Genomic DNA, 20,713 nt, shown 5'->3' with positions numbered 1-20,713 from the left:
ATCGATCAATCCATATGAAATACTTGCAGCAGGGGCACCGAAACCGGTGAATGATCAGGATTTGTTTCCATGATATCTGCCATATACGCCCACCATCTTTTAACGATCTCCCTCTCACCTAACGACTGTGAGCCTTTTCCGCTCAGCTGCTGTACCGCAAAAAGGGTATGTGTTTCTTCATCCAGAAAAATCGTATAATCACTTAGCCCCTCTGCTTTCAGCAAAGCAGCAAGTTCGGGCCAGATTTCATCATGCCGCTTTTTGTATTCAGCCGCAGATCCCGGCTTCAGTTTCATTTTAAATGCTGCTTTCATCTTATTTTTTCAGTTTATACACTTCTGTACCTGCCAGCAGGAAACAACCGAGGCCATAATCTTCGAAATCCGGTCTGCTGGTAAAGGTTACCGGCTGACCGTCTTTAGGTTCTTTACCTGTCCCCTGTACAAAACCCAGGGAACCATCCTCGGTCACCGCATCTCTGATCATGGCATTCCATGCTTTTACCAGTACGGGTTTGTATACTTTGGCATCAATAAAGCCGTTATTGATGCCCCAGGCCATACCATATACAAAAAGCGCTGTTCCTGATGTTTCCTTGCCACCAAAGTTTCCTGCATCATGCAGACTCACATTCCAGAATCCGTCAGGACGCTGAACAGGCAATAATGCCGATAACATTTCTTTATAGGTTTTCAGATATTCATCACGGTGAGGGGCATCTTTTGGCATAATATCCAATACTCTTACCAATGCTGCGATGACCCAGCCATTGCCGCGCGACCAGTAGCAGTCTTCGCCATTTGGCTCTTTGTATGGTGGAACAAAAGATTTATCACGCCACCATAACTGGTCTTTGCTGTTGTAGAGACCTCCGCCTTCGGCAGTTTTGGTATGCATATACATTTTATACATGTACTCATAATAGGCATTATCTTTATACAAGACCCCCAGCTTAGCAAAGACCGGCATTCCCATCTGCAAGGCATCAATCCAGGTCCAGTCGTCAATCTTACCGGATTTCATCATCAGATCGATCGATTCCTTGATATCCTTAATACGCTCAGGCTGTTGATCGATATTGTACAGATCGATATAGGTCTGCCCGCAGGCCTGGTTATCCCCATTCCTTGTACTTACTCCGCCACGTAATCCCCATTTATGTTTTACCCCCCATTCAGTGGCATAGTCGTAATATTCCTTTGAAGGTTCAACAGTATGCAGCGCCATCAGTCCTTCATAATATACTGCCCTGGTCCAGATATTACTTGGCCGGGTAGTATTGGTGGTGATCGATGTTCCCGGATCAGGCCATTTTTTCATAAAATAGGCATTGGTAGATGCCATGGCTGCCAGCACTGATTTTTTTGCCGGTGTTTTCTGTGCAAAGGAATGCGTAGCAGTGACCATCAGAGCCAGAAAAAGAGTGCTATTGAGTTTCATTTTGTGCTTCATAATTATTGTTTTGGTGGTTTAGGCTTTAATTCATCAGGACTATCTTTGGTGTAGGTTTTAAAAACGATCTTAGAACCTGTCAGGAACACATCCTTAATGAGGGCAGGATCAACCTGCGTGTCGGGATTAAAGGCTCCGGATTTCATATATTTCTGCAGACTGTAAAACAACTGCCTGGCCGCGGGTCCTTTGTCTGCCGAGAGGTCTGCGCTGGACACCAGCAGTTTACCCCTGCCCACTTTGGCTTCATAAATGACTGCGAGTTTTCTGTTGAGGAACCAGGTATCTATCGATTGTACCAATGGCCTGAAGCCTGCCGGAAAGTCTTCGAGGTTCATCACCTGGGTATTGTTTACAATCTCCCACCATTGCATGTCACTGTGAAAATCTGTAGGGAAATCCCCGAAGGCGGCAGCTTTGGGATCCACCAGGATGCCCAGCGTATGCGGTGGCCTCATTTTAAACCAGGACGTATTCCAGAATACGGGCTGAAAGGTCTGCACCACTTCTTTGCCCTTAATGACTTTTCCTGCAGCGTTTAAAAATACCTTTCCACCTTTTCTGAGTACTTCTTCAGCTTTCTTATCCAGTTCTGTGCAGTAGTAAACATCGTTTTTAACCGTGGGAAGCTTCGCCGGGTATACCCAGAAATCCCATCCGTTGGCAAATTCAGTACCATCGATATGCAGCTCAAGGTGTAGTTGTTGCGCCCCTTGTATGGATGACAAATCAAAATTGATCTTCCCCAGCGGGAAGCAATTCCCGATAGGGATGTCCAGCGGATCAAATGTTCCCGAGGCCAGTGTAACTGAGCCCCTGTTGCTGATTTTCCATGAAACCTTCGCCCCTGTAAGAGCAGCTTTCCCATAATGGGCTACCTCTGCTGCAGCTTCAAAAACCTCATTGTTCTGGTAAACGAATTTCGGAATCTTTGCCAGCAACACGGTGCTGTTGGAGAAGTGACGAAACTCTTCAGGGCTGATATATCCCTTTTCATCCCAGAAGGCATTTAGTACACCCACCAGGGCCGTACCCTGCCCGGGATAGTCGTTCAGCGACAGCAGTTGGTAACCACTGTAACCGGGTGTGCGGAACGCTTTTTCTATTTCATTTTTGTAGGCCAGTGCCTGTAATTTTCCCGAGGCCATCACAAAGCGCTCGGCCTCATCAGCCATGTCGTGATCTTTCAGATCTTCCTGAAAAAGCTCAAAGTTTTTTGCACGGTACACACCGGTATATTTTTTGATCTCCTTAAAATCCGGAAAAACGCAGTACTGACCCATCTCGTGAGCCACAAAGGGAACGTCGAATTTGGCAATCAAAGCGCTGTAATCAGAGATACTTTCGGGTCTTTCATTCCAGCTTAATCCTCTTGCGCCACCCCGTACCATGTATTCGTTGTTTGGAATCACCGGCCAGCTGCCACCAACGGAGGCACCAGTGTAAAGTCGCCGGGAGTCTTTTTTTTTCCAGTAATCATTAAACTTTGTCAGGTATTCTACCTGTTTGCCCCTGGGTTCATTGCCATACGCCAGCATACAATATGATGCGTAATTGCCGAAAGCTTTTTCCATGCGGTTGGTTTCATCATAGATAAACTGGTCGACAGGTTTTTTGTCGCCGATGGAAGTACCATGATTTGCCCAGCTTGGTCCTTCCGGCTGCAGGTAAAACCCAATTTTATCGGCAGCAATGAATGCCGCTTCAGGTGGGCACCAGGAATGGAAGCGCATATGGTTTAAGCCATGGGCTTTCGATATTTTGAATATCCGTGTCCAGGCGGCTTCATCCATTGCAGGATATCCCGTAAGCGGAAACTCACAGTTATTCACTGTACCGCGCAAAAACACCGGACGTCCGTTGATCTCGAACTGACGGCCGGAAGCTTTGAACTCGCGCATGCCGAAGGTGACATCAGTCTGCACTTTCTCCGGAGATTTTTTGGCAGATTTTGGCGTTGAGGGGCTCAGCACTACAGACAATCTGTATAAAGCAGGATCAAACTCATCCCAGGTCTGCATTTTGTCGCCCATGGCCAATGTCATCTCCAGCTGGCCTGCTCCATTGACAATCCTGAAATCCGAAATTACAGGAGTTACCTGGTGACTCACAGCAGAATTAAAGCTGTGTGCATTTAAGCGGACCTGCCCGGTGCAGTCGGGTCCCCGCAGTGAAATCAGCACCTTTGCCGTTTTTGTTTTCAGATCAGGATAAACCTGAATATCCTCAAACTGTACAGGGGAGCCTGCGGTAAGCTGGATCCTGCCCACTATCCCGTTCCAGTTTCCCTGCGTATGGTCAGTCAGGCTATGTGAATCCTGGCCTATATTGATAGCTTTGATGCGGTTGTCAATTCGGATCGTGATGCGGTGCCTGCCCGGACTGAGCTGGCGACTAAGATCATACTTCTGCGCGGTGACAAAGGTATACTGAGAACCTGCTTCTGCCTGATCTACCCAGACCGTTGTTTCAGAATGTGCGTATTCCAGTTCGAGCAGAATTCTTCTGCCTTTCCATCCCGGGGGAATAATCACATCGCGCTGGTACCATGCCGGCCCTACATAATGTTTGGCGGGCGTTAACCAAAAGGGAATTTTGATATTCCCCGGCTGGCGGTATTTGGAAAGCCTTGGGTTAAAGTAATAAGAGCTGTCATAGATACTGCCCGTCCATTTGGTCTCCAGGGTAATGTCATCGCCCTTGAGGTTTTCTGCCATAGATCCCGGAAGACTGATCTCTTCGGATAAGGGTATACTGTACCATTTATGAGCAACACCTTCATCTGCGGCATCTATTTTAAAACGCCATTTTCCGGCAAGAGAAATCGTCTGTGCTTCCGCTGATCCAGCCAGGAAAAACATCATCAGTATTCCTGTCAGCAGGCTTGTATAAAATGGAGGTCTTTTTTTGTTCATATCAATTAAGGCATTACGGTTAAACCTTCCCACTTTACGTTCCATTTTCCATTTTTCGGAAATCCGGGATTCTTCTCTGTCGCCCCATCCCATCCTGCACACATCATGGCTACGGCGGTGAGTAAGCCCCCGTTTCCGGGAAGGTAAAGACGCAGACGTTCATCCTGATAGTTGTGCCCGTTGACCAGGTACGTGTTGGTTTTTACATCCATCAGCAGGGCGTCAATGGCTTTTTCCGGTAAGCCGAGGCGCGCGGCAGACATCGCCGTCATTGGAAAATCCCAGCCCCAGGTTTTATCCCAGCTCCACACTTTCCAGACTAAATCAAAAGTCCTGCGCATCACCTGTTTGTCCAGCATGCTCGTTTCCGGCAACATGCCATACGTGCCCAGCACTGAAGGGTGGTCAGTTTTAAATTCGGGGTTGGTATAAGAGTCTTTTGCACTTTCTGTCGCGAGATATACCCCATCCTGCATGGGCAGCGGAGATAATTTTGCTACTACCTCATCCCATTTCTTCTCGCGCGGCAAGCCCAGACGTTCGCGCCAGCTCTGTGCTGTATTTAACGCCCAGTTCCAGTAGGCCAATTCATAGGTGGGGTTGAAAGTTTCCTCTGCTTTAAACCTTTCCTGTGCAGGGATCAGTCCTGGCCCAAGCATATAACGGCCCTTTTTCTGGTCATAATGGGCAAAAGAAGCCATAAACTGAGCGGTACCAAACACAAGATCCTTATATTTCTCCAGCGTCTCTTTATTGGGGTGTGCGCGGTAATCCATCTCTGCAAAAGTGATGATATGCGGCTGTTGCCAGATCAGCAGTGCACCTACCGAGGAAGGGCTCTCATTGCCATTGTTATCCGTCATTTTTTGCCAGCGCAATCCTTCAAAACCTTGTCGCTCTGCCAGCTTTTTCGCCCCTGTGGCGACCTTAAAATACCAGTCGGCACCCTTTTCAAGCAAGTTCGGACGCCCCCACATCGCAAAGTGGAACATATGCCACCAGGTCATTTCCAGATGCGGCTTACCAAACCAGCTGTTATAGGTCAGGCCTGTTTCCTGCGGTGGGTAGCTACCTGCACACTGGATTTTAGTGAGGTACTGTGACAGCACGATACGCCGCTCGAGTTCATTGGCACGGGGATCTGTACTACCGGAGAGGTCTACTGCTCCCCCGCTTTGCCAGAACGACTTCCAGGCAGCAATACTATTTGTTTCCGTGGCCACAAACAAAGGCAGCGCTTTCAAGGGCTTTTGAGGTGTAAAAAGAACGCTAAGCTCAATCACGTTAGTACTTTTATCAGGCTGCAACACAAAAGCATGTTTCTCTTTAGTATTCAGGGATGCCCTGCCTGTCCAGCGTAATGCTGCAAAATACGCTGCAGAATCCAGTTGGTGGTTGATGAGCGCCTCATTGGCTTTGGATGATACCAGCGCAGAGCGATGCTGATCGGCTGAACCGAAATTATCCCCAACATCTGACCATTCTCCTGTGGGATAGGGCAAGCGCAGTTTTATCCTTAATCTGCCCTGTGTGATCAGACTTGATTCAACCCGTACCGAAACCAGATCATCTGTCTGGTGACAAACTGTAAGTACCTCTACGCGCTCATTTTCAACTGTAAATGAACTGCTGATTTCACCTTTATAGAGGTCGAGTTCCTGCCGGATATTTTTGATATCAGCCGCTGCTGCCAGTTTCCCATTCTTCAGTTCAATCTCAAAACCCAGGCAGCCCAGTTGCAGGCGGTGTACATTCTTGCGGAACCAGTCGGACGCATTCTTATTTCTTTCAGGCTTTTTAATCTGCACCACATAACTCACTTTACGGCCATACTGATCGTAATCCCTTAAAGATTCCGAGATATTGAAGTTTGCGGTATCTTTAAACGTATCCCAGCCCCATTCCGATTGTGTACCCAATGGCACCCCGGTACGGTAACTTTCCGGGAAGCTCTGCAAGCCTGTAGCATCTACGGTGAAGGCGAACTTACCATTACCCACAGAAAGAGAAGAAAGGGAGTCGATCTGGTTGATCCTGACCTTATGACGGGCCGTTAAAGCCTGTCTATCTATTTTCTGTGCCTGAATACTGACAGCAAAAAGCAGCAAAGAGAAGACAAATAATCCTGTTTTTAACTTCATGTGATTTTGAATATAAATGGTGAAGCAGTCATGTATTTCCCTCCCTGCGAGGTAGTAAATAAATAGGTTGCCTTACCTTTCTGAAAGAGCAACTGCGGACGTTCGAAACGGCCATATTTTTTAAGGTAGGAAGGTGCCGGCGGCTGCGTGATGTAGTGTGTAGCATCAAAATAAGCGATCTGTGGTGCTGCCCATCTGATGCCATCATGGGATTCCATGATCAGTCCATTTTCATGGTTAAATATCCCCATGTCTCTGGCAATGATCCTGAACTTGCCCTTCGCGCACCAGATAAAGGCATCTTCAAACTGTTTATTTCCTCCTTTGGAGGAGAAATCAATCACCGGATTACCTGCATATTTTTTATAGGGGCCTTCCAGCTGATCCGCAATAGCCAGTCCGTATTTGCGGTTGCCACGGATGAGCGGATCTGTTGAATTTTCGTATTCACTGGTATTCCAGGATTTGTAATACAGCCAGTACTGTCCGTTCGGATGTTTGATAAAGGCAGGATTGGTCGTACAATGGTCATCCCAGGCACCTGTTTCACCCGCTTCCAGCAAAGGCTGATCCGGCCTTTTCCAGGGACCATTTAATGAGGCCGCGGTAGCGAGGCCAATCCTTTTGGTATTGGTCTTTCCATTGGAATTGCCCATAAAGAAGAGACAGTATTTACCATCCACCTTTGTGATCAGGGGATTGTGGCAAGTTGTGGCATCCCAGAAACCCGGCCCCCGGGGAGCAAGAATCACCTCCTTAAAGGTGAAGGGTGATTCCGCAGAATCAGCGACGGCATGGCAGATTTCGGAACCATTGATCCATCCACCCATCTTTTTTGTGGCTACCCATCTCGAGAAAAACAGATGTATCTTCCCGTCCTCTCCTTCTATGGGGCTGTTGCACCATACATAATAACCTTCCATTTCCATGGCCCTGCCCACAGGCTGCAGGTGTTTTGAAAATTCCGATACATCGCCGCGTTCCGCAGCAGCAAAAGCCAGATCTGGAAAAAGGCTGGAAGCGGATAACATCGTTAAGCCGGAAATAAAGTCTCTTCTGTCCATACGCCTATTTTTTGATCAGGTAAGACCTCAGCGGACATTTCTTCAGCAGCTGCAATCCCTCAGCAACAGAAGCTGCATTGATCTTCGCTCCTTCAGTATTGGTATGCGTATGGTCGCCCGGAAAATAAGCTTTTACGGCAGCCTCGCCCAATTTGTCATATTTATCAGCCGTAATTTTATTGAGGTCTACAAACCAGGTGTTCTCCGTTTTTGCCACTTCCTCAGCCCAACCGGCATACCCATTTTCTGCGCGCAGCACCTTGCCATCCTTCCAGTCGCTGCGAGGAATTGGCGAACAAACAATCGTTGTAGCTCCTTTTGCTTTTGCATCGCTGATGAACTTGCGGAGATACCATCCGTATGCGTAAACAACTTCCTGTTTTTTGGTAATCGGGTTGTAGATTTCCTTACTTTCCTGACCAGTACCTTTGATGGTACCGCGGGCCCTGGCGGTATCGTCCAGCGGACTGCCATCGTTATGCCCGAATTGCATCATCACAAAATCACCAGGTTTAAGTTTCACCAGCACACTGTCCCACAGCCCCTTGCTGATAAAGGTTCTGCTGCTCGTACCTCCCAGGGCACGGTTTTCAATCCTGATCTTGTCCTGATCAAAATAGCCGCCAATAAAATCTCCCCAGCCCCACATATTGTTCAGTCCTTTCCCTGATCCATTCTTCACCGTAGAATCTCCAATGACATATAAAGTCGGTTTATTTTGGAGCACTGTAAAGGCCGTGGAGACAGAGAGAATGGCAAGCATTGCTAAACCAAAATATTTTCTATAGTACATATTCATGTTCAATAACTAAACTATATATTAATTGATGGGTATATTCATATCTGTAGCATCCTTTAGCTCAGGTTTGCCCTGGTCAGGCGTGATGATCTTTACATTGTTGAACTCCCATCCTATTGCATGATCGATGAGCCCAGCTTTTTCGGCAGTGACAGTTACATTTTTAAGATGAAAACCCCTCAGTTTGGATTGCGCAAGTCCATTGGCATTGATGGCTGTTTTTGCCCCCTGAATATTGATATTGGAGATGTAGACATCCCTGAACACCGGTATTCCTTTTTTTGCGGGTTCCACTTTTTTAAGCAGCTTTTTCCAGTGCAGCGGAATGGTAGATTCATTATACCCTTTGGGTAATTTGGAATAACTGTATGCCGGGTTCCAGTTCATGTTGACCTGTAAAAATGTGCCTATGCTGTCCATGGCGATGTTTTCAAAATAAATATCCTCTACTGTACCGCCTCTCGTAACGGCCGACTTCATATTGAGTGCATTTTTGGTGCCTTTGCCCCTAAGGTCTGTAGCCAGAATGTGCCTGATGCTGCCCGAAGTTTCACTGCCCAGCGTCACCAGTCCCCCACCCTTACGGGCAAGACATTTGCGGATTACCACATATTCTGCAGGGCGGTTTACCCGGAGACCATCCCAGTCCCTGCCGGATTTGATACAGAAGTTATCATCATTACAGTCAATATCACAGTTCTCTACCAGCACCCATGAAGAAGAGTCAATATCAACGCCATCGGTACTTGGCCCATGCCCGTCGATGTTGTTCTGTATGAGCAAGCCCTCCACGGTAATATGATCTGAGTACAATACCTGCACCGTCCAGAAACCTGCCTGCTGCAGGGTCAATCCCTTCAGGGTTACATCCGCAGAGCCGGATATCAATACCGTACGCGGTCTTTTGGCATCGTAATCAATGATCCATCGCAAACCTTTGGCTTCATACTCTTTGCGCATCTTCCAGTACATCTCCCAGAAAACCTTTCCCTGAGCATGCACCACGCCATCCCCGCTGATGGCAACATTCTTTCTGCCGATCACGTTGATCAGTGCGGAGGGCCATTTCATTTCTATTCCTGCAATACGGCTGTCGGTTTCCGGATAGTTCCTGATATCCTGGCTTCCTTTCAGCTTCACGCCTCTGTCTATTTTCAGGTGAACCCCATCTTTCAGGAAAACGGAGCCTGTGAGATATACTCCCGGTTCAAAGCTGACAATGCCTCCACCCGCAGCGGCACAGTCATCGATTGTTTTCTGAATGGCTGCAGTATGCAACACGGTACTGTCCGTTGCTACAGGAACTTTGAAGATCTCCTTCTTTGCAGGCTGCTTCCTTGCGCCCACTTTTTTAACCCATTCATTTTTTGTCTGGGCATGAAGTGTTCCGATTGTCAGCAAGATTAAGCAGCATAAAATATTGTTGGTCTTCATCATTGTCATAAGGTTAGTGTTACGCCCATCAGCCCGATTACCACATCATTGGCAAGGGTAACCAGTCGAAGGCTTTTCAATTCTTTTGTTTTATCCAGCGGTAAGTCCAGGACTGTAGCCGCCCCTCCGGGTATCAGCTGCGGCTCCGCTTTTAAGGGACCAGCGGATCCCATGTCTATCTTCCCCGTTTTGAGCTGAATCCTGACCGGCCGGGCTTGGCTGAGCTTAAAAGCAAAGCCATCTGTATAGTAATCCTCCTGGATTGGCCACCAGGTTTCAGGGTTCCGTAAGATAAGAGCTGCTGTACTTCCGTCAGTGTAGGTAACGATAATTTTGCCGTTATCAAACTGGCTCTGCATGGGGTTGGTAGAGCCTGCCATCAGCAGATAGGCATGGCCGGCCCTGCCTGTCAGCGGGATTTCCTTTTCTGCAGGGTAATTGTCCCAGCGGGAGCTGAAGATAATGTTGTTAACATCCGCTGCTCCGGGAGTGCTGAACCGAATCCCCTGTGGCAGGCTGATCTCGTTTGTCTTTCCGGCAAGTGCCCGCAAACCACTGTCGTCAATATCTGCTGCGGCAAGGGCATGAGGCCAGTCGCCTAATCCCTGCCAGGGAATCTGTAAGGTTGGCCCCTGCTGTGGTCGTGGCGACAAATACTTGTTGCGGAAGATCTGGGTCACGCTGGCGTTAAACATGGCAGAGAGATCAACAACTCTTTGTTTTACATCCTGATGTGTGATATTCCAGTTGATCAATTCGCCGGTAAATACTTGTTTGTCAGCAGAAACAAAGCGGATTTCGTTTGTTCCGGTATTGAGGTCCCGGGCGCTGAGAGCAATTGTTAAATGTTCCTTTGCAGCCAGTACAACTTGCCTTTTATAACCATTGACAGCAATTTCTCCCTTTACCGGAAGCTTTTTGTTATTCACGACCTCAAATACCATTTTATCCTTTTCCTGTTGCGCCGCTGGCACAAAAGAGACAGGCTTTGTCAGCTCGAAACAGACCGGATACCACCAGCTGAAGTCATTCATTTTTAACCGGATAAATGCCGTCCTGCTGCCTGCTGTACCCTTTAGTTTTGCAGTAAATGCGCTTCCTTTAAAGCTGGCCGCAGAGCATATTTTTTGCGGGTCATTCAACCCGGTAATTGATACATTTGGAGCTATCCGGAGGTTTAACTGCTCATCTTCAGCATACTGGTTCTCCAGACTCAGCTTTTTAAAAGGCTCCCCCTTCCAGACGATCTCAATGTTGTAACTTTCTGCAGGATTATCCGGTATATCAATTTCAATCATCGGCATACCGATAGCGTCCGGGATGTTTGTCCAGTTTGCTTTTTTGCCATTGACTTTCAGAGAGCCGACAGCCCCGCCATGAACTTTGAGCTGTAGTTTTAGTGCCAGTGGAATGGCAAATGATGGTTTTAAGCGATAAAAATCAGTTTTACCTGTTCTTTTGAACTGAAAATCCAGATCCGGAGTTGTAATCGCAGCATGGTTCCAGGCGGCTGGAAATCCGGGCCGTACCGTCAGACTTTTAGCAAGAGCATCGGGTACAATCCCAAATAAACCTTCGATCAAAGTCCTCGATGTGATACCCACAGGGTCACCGAAATCCCGATAGGCTTCGCCTCTGGCGGCATCATAATGGGATATTTGTACAAAATTACCAGGGCTTCCGCCAAGATACATGTCCGCCAGCAGTTCACTTTTAAAAAGCTTGAATCCTTCTTCATTTCTACCTGCTTCCCAGTTGGCGAGCGCAGTATGCATGGATTCTGCCATCACTACGTTATTAAGCGACCAGGTGTAGGGCATCCAGCTGGTGGTCGACAAGGTATAATAATTACCCTCCTCCAAACCGCTTGCCCTCACAGGAATGTGCGGAATAGACTGATCCACATATCTCAAACTCTGGTATGCCTGAAATGCATCAGGAACGGCAGAATCAATGCTGTGATAGATCGTCCACAGTGCCGCTGAGGGATGCAAAAGTTGTAATCCCATTGCGTCTTTGTATTCTGCGAAAGTACCCGCGCCGGGCACCCAGAGCATGTTATTCATTGCCTTCAAGATCTTTGCTGCCTCGCTTATATAGGGTCCGGCAGGCTCTCCGATTAAGGCTGCGATCTTTGCTGCCATCAGGTTTGCCCGATAATTATAAGCAGAGGAATGCGTTACGGCACCACTGCTGTAATACAGCGCATCACTGGCCCATATGGCCGCGTATGCATCGTATAACCCATCATTATCGGGATCGAAGTTGCGTTTTTCCCAGGCTAGATGCCGCTGAATTACCGGCCACATCTCCCTGGCAAACTTCAGGTCTCCCGTCCAGTTGAAATGCCACAGCAGTCCGTCCATATAAACCAGGTTCATATCATAATGATGGGGACGTATAGATTTACCCTCAGGGTCACGACTGATATAGCCCGAGCTGAACATGGAGGTGCCCATTTTCTCCTGATGCCTGGCGAGGTGGAATGCGGTATCGGGAATCACAGGTCCCTTAGGGGGCGTCAGCACCTGCGATTTTGCATAAGCAGCAAAATGGGTTCTTGCGCGGTCATGCCAGCCCAGGGGATCGGCAGTATAAGGGCCACGCCAGCCATTGAGGCGCATCCTCCAGCCTACGGCTCCGTGCAGATAGGACGGCTCCTCCCAGATGGCGTCAGAAGCAATGCTGATTGCTCCGCCAATGGTATTGATATAAGGGTCTGGTGTGTGTACTCTGATACGCCCCGCGATCTTTAAACGGGCAGCCTCTGCGTCATTAAATAATGAGGCCAGGCTACTGTAAGCTACTGAACCCGAGCCTTCACGGATCATGACATACTGACTTTCTCCGGGCCTGAGCGCAGCGGAAGAACTGATCAGAGAACTTCCGGAGCTCCTGCTTTTAAACAAAGCCGCGGGATCTGCCAGCGCTGAGGCATCGGACAGTTGAAGCTGAGCAGGGAATACCCCCGACAGCTCCGCTGCTTTACCATATTTTAGCTGAAAAGAACCCTCTTCCAGCTGATATTTATTGTCTGCACAATTTTCAGGATTGAGATAAAAACTTGATTCGGGATCCGGACCCATATCGCCGGAACGGCTAAACTTTTTGCCACTGGCGCCTCCAAAGGCATAGATCAGGCAGATATCCTGGTCGGGACTGTCCAGCCAGGTTTTTAGAATCAGTCCTTCGGCAGCGGCCATAGCCAGAATTTCCAGATGGAGGGTACCCTTTCCCAGTAAGGGATCCTGGATCTCGTAGCTCATTTTCCCTGGCGTATACCGAGCAGTGATCTCTTTCGCCCTGATCAGCCAGATACTTTTCCCGGCACGGGCAATCCCGATCTGCAGATTTCCTCCCATACCGGGCATGTACATAGAAAACTCAGGGAGGTCTCCTGCTTCCACCCTGAAAGCTGTATGTGTTCCGTATAGCGCACGGTTAAACCGCCGGCTTCCGTTATGGATCAGGAAGCTCTCCCCATCAGGCCTGTAGCGTAAGCTGCGTTGCTCAGCATGCCAGAGCTGTGGGGAGAGCCTTACAGGATAGAGCTCCTGCGCAGCCGTGGTTAAGCTGCACAGGAGCAATGCGATCAAAGACCGGCCAAAGTTTTCCTGACGGAACAGCATGAGTTAATACCCGGCGTTCTGAGTGTATAAACCTGATTTCACATCCAGCTGGCTTTGTGGAACCGGGTAGATGATGTAGTTTGGTGAAAAGGCCTGGATCTGTTTTCTTACATCGTCTGCTGCAATCCATGCCGGTATCACGGTAGTCACCAGACCACTGCGTACCAGATCATGCCAGCGTGATCCTTCAGAAGCAAACTCTTTTCTGCGTTCTTCCATCAGTTGTGGCAGTGTAATATTGGCACGGTTTCCGGCAAGCCCGGCCCTGATGCGGACATTGTTTACTACGGCATCTACGTCCGTAGTCTGTGAACCGGCAGCCCCATGTAATACACACTCTGCTTTCAGCAGCAGGATATCTGTATAGCGCAGTACAATAAAGTTAATCGGCCAGTCAGTCCTTGACGCCGGTACCCTGCTGATATCGATGAATTTTTTATAAAAAGATCTCGTTTCGGTAATTCCTCTCGGAATGGCGTAACCTGCCTGGATGGTAAAAGCTTTGCGCACATCACCGGTTTCGTACGAGTTCAGCAGGTTATTGGACACCGGCCTGATTTCAAGGCCACCCTGATTAGGCTGACCCAGCGACTGAAAATAACCATCCGGAACCAGCAACCATGGATAGGTAGCACCTAACTGCGGATTAGAACCCGTAGCAAATTCAACGTTGAAAACCACTTCCCTGTTATTTTCATTGGTATAGCCAAAAATACTGCTGTAGGCTGTTGTTGCCGTACCTGTATTGGTAGCAAAAGTATATTGACCGCTGCTGATCACCTCATTGAGCTGTGCTACTGCCAGGCTCCATTCGTTTAAACCCAGTCCGGGTCCTTCAATGCTGTAAGTGGGTCCGGAGCGCGTCATGTACACCAGTGCCAGCAAGGATTTTGCCGCATGTTTGGATGCCCTTCCCCTGTCGGCAGTGCTGTAGGCAGATGCCAGCGGCAGATTGTCCGCAGCAAACTGGAGATCTGAAAGAATCAGTGCATAAACTTCTGCCACAGAACCTCTCGGGATATTCAAGGCTTCGTCGGTCAGCACCGGATGGTCTATCACAGGAACCTTTCCAAAGGTCCTCACCAGATCGAAATAATAAAAGGCACGCAGGAATTTTGCTTCAGCTTCATACCTGCTTCTCAGCGTGGCATCTGGAATCACTGCAGCCCCGTTTTTGGCCAGCTGATCCAGCAAGGTGTTAGCCCTGGAAATACCGTTAAAGTCTTTCGACCATGCTTCTTCAACATAGGGGTTGGCGGCGATGGTTTTGAAGAAACTGTTGATCCCTTCCCAGTCGCGCACCCCTCCTTCAGAAACGGCATACAGGTTGTCAGAACGTGTCTCCGACAGATTCAGTAACCTGTCAGGATAAGTACGTAAGTCATTATACACCGCATTGATCCCTTGCAGGAAGTCGTTAGGCGCAGAAAAATAAGTGTCAGTAGTATTGTTTGATATCGGCTGCTGGTCAAGAGATTTTTTGCAGGAAGTGATCAGCGTAGTACCGGCTAGTAAGATATATATTAATTTCTTCATGATTTCTTTGGTTAAAATGTAAAGTTCAGACCCAGGATTAACGATTTAGGCAAAGGCAGTCCGCCATAGTCACCAGCTTCCGGGAAGATGTCACTACCACTGAGGTTGGTATTGCTGGCTTCCGGGTTAAGTCCCCCCTTGTAGCTGTCGCGTCCGAAGAAGTTTTCTGCAGTTACATAAATCCTTGCACCTTTCACGGCTTTACCTTTGAACTGTCTTCCGAGATCGTAGCCCATCGTGATGTTACGTACACGCAGATAATTTGAAGAATACAGCCAGTCGGTATTTTTGATACGTCCGAAGGTAGAATAAGCTTTTCCTACTTCACCTGCACCCGGGCTGTCAGGAGATCTCCAGCGGTCTCTGTAAAATCCAAGTGCATTATCAGGAACACCCTGGCCTGTTCTTCCCAAAGCACGTCCCAGCAATGAATAGATAGAACCACCTGCTTGTCCCTGAACAAGCACGGTAAGGTCAAAGCCCTTGAACCGGAAGGTATTGGTTACCCCATATGTCCAGTCAGGATTCGGGTGGCCCACGATCTCGCGGTCATTCGCATCAATCACACCATCACCGTTTGCATCTTTATATTTTGGATCACCCACAGTCTGGCTGCCGAAAAGTGCCACCCTGTTATCAATATCCTGCTGGGTAAGAATTCCCTGCTGACGCACCACATAGATACTGTACATGGGATCACCCACCCTCAGCAAGCTGTGGGAAACGTCAAAGCTTGAAGGAATCAGGATCTGCGACTGACCGGAAGCGAGTGATACCACTTCGTTTGAGTTGTGGCTCACATTTACCGAGGTATTCCACTGGAAATCGCCCGTTAAGTTTCTGGTGCTTACTTCAAACTCCAAACCTTTGTTTCTCACACTTCCGGTATTACTCAGCTGTGTTCCAAAACCTGTCACACCCGGAATCGGAACATTCAGCAGCAGGTCTGTATTGAGTTTGTTGTAATAATCTACCGAAGCCGTGATGCGGTTCTGGAACAAGCCGATGTCCAGACCAATGTCTGTAGTTTTGGATTTCTCCCAGCTCAGGTTTGGATTGGCCACACCGATGAGCGCCTGTCCGTAGGCAGGAACGCCATTGAAGGTATAGTTGTTGCTGCCGAGGAGCCCTCTGCTGCTATAATCACCAATATTGTAGTTACCTGACTCACCGTAACTTACTCTAAGTTTCAGTTCGCTGATTTTCTTGCTGTCTTTCAGGAAGTTTTCCTTCGCGATGTTCCATCCGGCAGATACCGAGGGGAAGATACCATACTGGTTGTTGGTACCGAAACGTGAAGATCCGTCTCTCCTGATACTGGCAGAGAACAAATACTTCTGATCAAAATTATATTGCAACCTGCCAAAGAATGAAACCAGTACATTCATGGCTTCATTGGTACTGCCATTTACTGCAGAGGCACTTCCAAGCGTAGTGATACCGCCTACCCCGAATCCACCTACTGAAGAAAGGTTTACATTTTCCAGTTTATCGGAGTTATAGGCCTGTCCGATCAACAGGGAAAGGTCATGTTTATCCTTAAAGGTTTTAGCGTAGGAGAGTGTATTTTCGTTTACAAATGTACGTTTGCGGTATCCTCCGTAAGAGCCTGAAGTACCCAGGTTCGGAGAAGTTGTTCTGGTTGTTAGTGAGCCTGTAATCGTATAAGGCGTATAACTTTTAGAGGTATTGTCTGTGTTATCGAGATTGACGGTAGTCTTGAAGGTAAGTCCATCCAGGATTTTATATTCTCCGAACACCGTTCCCAGCGTTCTGAACTTCTTGGTAAGCCCAATGGTATTGTTCAGCTTTGCCAGTGGATCATTTGTAGATACCCCCCAGATATATTGTGTGGAGTTAAATACGTTGACATTCCCTGCGGCATCCTGCTGAATCGGCGACATGGACAGCGCCTGGTGCAGGATATTATCTTTACCCTCTACTCCCGGATCATTGGTGATGGAATAGGTAGGTGCAATGTTCACACCAAATTTGAGGTTGTCACTGGCTTTGATCTCCACATTTGCCCTTGCAGAATAAGATTCATAATCCATTCCTTTGACCATACCTTCCTGTTTCACATAGTTACCTGAAACGTAGTAGTTCACCGTTTCTGTAGCACCACTGGCACCCACCTGATAGTTTTGCGTGAGGCCGGTCCTGAAGATCTCATCCTGCCAGTCGATCACGTTCAGACCACCATAACCCGGCTGCGCCCAGCGGTCGTCAAGCATGAAAGTAGTATTAAACGCTCCTGGTGCAAGACCCAGGATTGTACGGCGCTGATCAGTAGTCTGGCCGGCTGTCCTGCCTGCTCCTGAGGCCACCCATTGTGCATTGATCATTTCTGTGGCGCGGTCGATCCACTCGGCACCATTCAACATATCCAGCTTTTTGCTACGCTGAACTGTACCTGCATAGGTATTTAATGTAATTGTAGGTTTGCCACTTTTACCTCTTTTGGTAGTGATGAGCACCACCCCATTTGCTGCCCTTGATCCGTAGATTGCAGCTGCCGAAGCGTCTTTCAATACCTGTATGGATTCAATATCATTCGGGTTGATGTTGTCAAGCGGGTTTCCTGTGGAGAAGTTTCCTGATCCGTTCGGACTGGCGGAGGCCAGCGGAAATCCATCAAGAACATACAGAGGTTCGTTACCTGCTGAAATGGATCCTGTTCCACGCACCTGGATGCTGAAGGCTTTTCCCGGTGTACCGCTGGTCTGTTTTACGGATACCCCTGCCATCTGGCCTACGAGTGCCTGGTCTACCCTGACGATAGGGCGTTCCTCCAGCTTATCGGCTTTGAAGGTGGCAATGGCACCGGTTACGTTACCTTTCTTTTGGGTACCATAACCAACCACGACAACTTCGTCAAGTTTGGTATCTGCTTCCACAAGTTTTACGTTTAGCATACCCGCCTTGCTGACCACAATCTCCTGTGGCAGGTAACTCAGGTATTGGAATACGAGGGTTGCCCCAATGTTCGCTTTAAGGGAGTATATCCCATTTGCATCGGTAGACACCCCCTGGTTGGTACCTTTAATTTTAATAGAAACTGCCGGCATTGCGAGCCCTTTATCATCAGATACCTTTCCATTGATGGTTACACTTTCCTGCGCGAAAAGGCTGCTTATACTGAAAAGAGAAAAGAAAAAGAGAACGATTAATTTTTTGCCGGAATTACTGGCGGAAATTGGGTTTTTGGACATAGGACACTGGTTTATTATTTGGTGTGCTAAAACTAATTTTTATGTTTAGCACTCGCAACCTGTAGCGTCCTGCCCCCTATTTTATAAATCCATCCATGATCTCCATGGTGCCTATAGCCTCTTCTATCGAACATGGATTGTCTTCCAGACCATTGAAGTAGTTCACTATGCGGCTGATCATGGGCTGTTCAATATGCTGGGGATGCACAAATGTTTCTGTTTTTTCTTCATCCTCAGTTTGCCAGCTCACATAGTTCCCAAAGAAAGCAAAGCTGATGCTGCCCCCCGTACCTATGATTTCGCATTTGTCACTCTGTTGATGCTGACCAACATTAAATGACCAGGAACCATTCACTACAATCTTATTGCGGAAGACGATCTGTCCGCATACATGGTCATCTGCCGGGCCTGATCCGGATTGGTTCAGTGCATATCCCTGGTATTTCTCAGGTTTTCCAAAATAGTACAGCAGCAGATCTATCTGATGTGGGGCCAGATCATGAAAGTATCCTCCACCGGAAAGACCTGGCTGCAGCCTCCAGTTGTTTGCGGTATCTGCTACCAGCAGGGGATTTTCAGCCTGCCACATTCTGATTTGCACTGTTCTAATGTCTCCTATGATCCTGTTATCGATAAGTTCTTTTATTCTCAGAAATAACGGTACAGCCCGGCGATAATGGGCAACGACGAGTTTCGCCCCGCTTTGTTTTACTGCTGCAGCTAGTTCCTCTGCTTCAGCAGCATTGAGGGTAACAGGCTTTTCCACATACACATTCAGGCCTTTTTTTAATGCCGAAAGCGCATATGGTAAATGAAATGCCGGTGGTGTGGCGATGTATATGGCATTGATCTCCGGATGGCGCATCAGTTCCTCTGCATCGCTATACCAGTGAGGTACCTGATGACGTTTTGCATAATCAGCAGCTTTATCCGCATCCCGGCGCATCACCGCCACTAAGCGGCTGCCAGGTATTTTGTTAAATGCCGGTCCGCTCTTGACTTCTGTTACATCTCCACATCCTATTATTCCCCAGTTGATCATTTCTCTCTTTTTTTTATCCGGCAATAAGATAGACCTTTTGCCCAGAATATCCCATCCTTAATCCAAAAAAAAAGGTGGAGTACATTTTGATGCCTTCTGGTGCGTTTCAGCAGCAGGCAGCATCCAAATGTACTTCAGCTCTTTTTTTAAGAAGTAACTCTTATATCCCTACAACTCTGTAGGTAATCTTGTCTCCGTCCTGAACTTCTTCGTAATAAACGCCATCATCAGATACATAGAGTTTTTCACCTCTAACAGTTACTTCTCTGGTATTTTCAGGCAGCTGCTCTACGACATCCCCCAATTTAGCACCGTTTCCGGCATTTACATCCCCATTATCTGTATTGAGAACTCCATCCTTTCCGGAAATAATGTAAGCAGTTTTGCCATCAGCTTTTTCAAGCGGACTATAGTATACGCCTTTGTATTCGTAATAGGTTTGTCCGTTGATGGTCACTTCCTCAGCATCCTTAGGAAGTTCCGGTACTTCAGCACCCACCGGAGGAACAACGACTTTATACTGGTTATCATACTGCCTGTAATACAGACCGCTGGAATAGTAATATTGGGCATCGCCATAGTAAAATGGATAATATCCAAAAGGCAGAACACTCAGGCTGAATCCTAAATACGGCCTGTAGTAGTTATAGTATCCATAATAAGGTCTGCCAAAACCATGGCCATAATAGCCATGTACGCCGAAGCGGGAACGCACATAACGTGGACCGCCATAAAATCCGCCACGACCACCACGGCCTCCGCGGTAGACATAACCTCCCCTGTTATTGCCGCGATAGGAAGAACCACCCCTAAAAGCTGAATTACCACGGGAATAGCTGTTTCCACTGATGCGTGGACCATTAAATGCGCTGCTGCTGCCGCGACCGCCGCCACTACTGATACGGGCACCGCCTCCGCCGCTCATATGCGATCCGCCGGCGCTACCACGTGAACCACCGCCACCACCACTGCCGCGGCCTCCGCGACCTTGTGCTAAAACACTGTCTGCGGCAAACACGCTGGTCATCAGCAGCGCCGCCAATACAATAACCGATTTAAACCTTAGAGTTTTCATATTCATGAATCATTTGTGGTAGTAAGACAAATAACAAATGAAAAGGATTATTCGTGTTTTAAGAAAGGTAACAAAGCTGACAAATGGATGATAAATCCTGCTTTATGGCTTGGCAGGAATGGTTTTGCCCGCACTAACACTATCGGTTCCACGGTCATTTCTGAACGAACGGGTACTGTCAGCAGGTTTTACGCTTGTATCTGCCAGAGTGGTATCAGCAGTTGTACCATCAGTCATGCTCGTAGAAGTTGAGGTGTCTGAATCAGAAGTTTCTTTGTTGTTCCCGCCACATGCTGCTAAAACGGTTCCCGCAAATGCAAGGGCTACCAAGGTTTTGATATTTTTCATAAGATTATATTTGAGTTAGTTTAACATTACGGGCGGAAATTAGTTTTAATTCATTCCATTAATCTG

The 20,713-nt window shown here is 47.8% G+C and carries 13 protein-coding genes; all 13 read right to left on the bottom strand.

All coding sequences use genetic code 11. The features are described from left to right. Positions 1-5: 5 nt before the first annotated feature. Entirely contained in the window at positions 6-314 is a 309-nt protein-coding gene (rhaM, locus tag OQY15_RS12010) for an L-rhamnose mutarotase (protein ID WP_265791988.1), read from the bottom strand. A gap of 1 nt (position 315) precedes the next feature. Continuing rightward, positions 316-1,452, bottom strand: a complete 1,137-nt coding sequence (locus OQY15_RS12005) for a glycoside hydrolase family 88 protein (protein ID WP_265791986.1) — start codon at positions 1,450-1,452, stop codon at positions 316-318. 2 nt (positions 1,453-1,454) lie between these two features. Further along, entirely contained in the window at positions 1,455-4,412 is a 2,958-nt protein-coding gene (locus OQY15_RS12000) for a sugar-binding domain-containing protein (protein ID WP_265791984.1), read from the bottom strand. Continuing rightward, positions 4,373-6,508 carry a hypothetical protein gene (locus OQY15_RS11995; RefSeq protein ID WP_265791982.1) on the bottom strand — a complete coding sequence of 712 codons (2,136 nt, stop codon included), beginning with the start codon at positions 6,506-6,508 and terminating at the stop codon, positions 4,373-4,375. The genes OQY15_RS12000 and OQY15_RS11995 overlap by 40 nt, the downstream gene beginning before the upstream one ends. Then, positions 6,505-7,572, bottom strand: a complete 1,068-nt coding sequence (locus OQY15_RS11990; RefSeq protein WP_265791980.1) for a glycoside hydrolase family protein — start codon at positions 7,570-7,572, stop codon at positions 6,505-6,507. Before OQY15_RS11990 ends, OQY15_RS11995 begins: the two co-directional genes overlap by 4 nt. Before the next feature lie 4 nt (positions 7,573-7,576). Next, positions 7,577-8,365: a rhamnogalacturonan acetylesterase gene (locus OQY15_RS11985; RefSeq protein WP_265791977.1), complete on the bottom strand. Its 789-nt coding sequence runs from the start codon at positions 8,363-8,365 to the stop codon at positions 7,577-7,579. Between the two features lie 27 nt (positions 8,366-8,392). Further along, a complete protein-coding gene (locus OQY15_RS11980) occupies positions 8,393-9,808 on the bottom strand; it encodes a glycoside hydrolase family 28 protein (RefSeq protein WP_265791975.1) in 1,416 nt (471 codons plus the stop codon). Positions 9,809-9,810: 2 nt separating this feature from the next. Continuing rightward, on the bottom strand, positions 9,811-13,434 hold the full coding sequence (locus tag OQY15_RS11975) for a DUF4450 domain-containing protein (RefSeq protein ID WP_265791972.1): 3,624 nt from the start codon (positions 13,432-13,434) through the stop codon (positions 9,811-9,813). Positions 13,435-13,437: 3 nt separating this feature from the next. Beyond that, positions 13,438-14,970: a RagB/SusD family nutrient uptake outer membrane protein gene (locus OQY15_RS11970; RefSeq protein WP_265791970.1), complete on the bottom strand. Its 1,533-nt coding sequence runs from the start codon at positions 14,968-14,970 to the stop codon at positions 13,438-13,440. An 11-nt stretch (positions 14,971-14,981) separates the two neighbouring features. Further along, on the bottom strand, positions 14,982-18,182 hold the full coding sequence (locus OQY15_RS11965) for a TonB-dependent receptor (RefSeq protein ID WP_265791968.1): 3,201 nt from the start codon (positions 18,180-18,182) through the stop codon (positions 14,982-14,984). 76 nt (positions 18,183-18,258) lie between these two features. Further along, on the bottom strand, positions 18,259-19,224 hold the full coding sequence (locus OQY15_RS11960; protein WP_265791965.1) for a Gfo/Idh/MocA family oxidoreductase: 966 nt from the start codon (positions 19,222-19,224) through the stop codon (positions 18,259-18,261). 160 nt (positions 19,225-19,384) lie between these two features. Next, positions 19,385-20,299 (bottom strand): DUF6515 family protein, encoded by a 915-nt coding sequence (locus tag OQY15_RS11955; RefSeq protein ID WP_265791962.1) that lies wholly within the window; start codon positions 20,297-20,299, stop codon positions 19,385-19,387. A gap of 102 nt (positions 20,300-20,401) precedes the next feature. Then, positions 20,402-20,647 carry a hypothetical protein gene (locus OQY15_RS11950; RefSeq protein ID WP_265791960.1) on the bottom strand — a complete coding sequence of 82 codons (246 nt, stop codon included), beginning with the start codon at positions 20,645-20,647 and terminating at the stop codon, positions 20,402-20,404. Positions 20,648-20,713 lie beyond the last annotated feature (66 nt).

It is taken from the genome of Pedobacter sp. MC2016-15 (assembly GCF_026239695.1).
Classification (GTDB): Bacteria; Bacteroidota; Bacteroidia; order Sphingobacteriales; family Sphingobacteriaceae; genus Pedobacter.
Note: the sequence above shows the minus strand (reverse complement) of the source record. Positions and strands in the feature narration are given on the sequence as shown.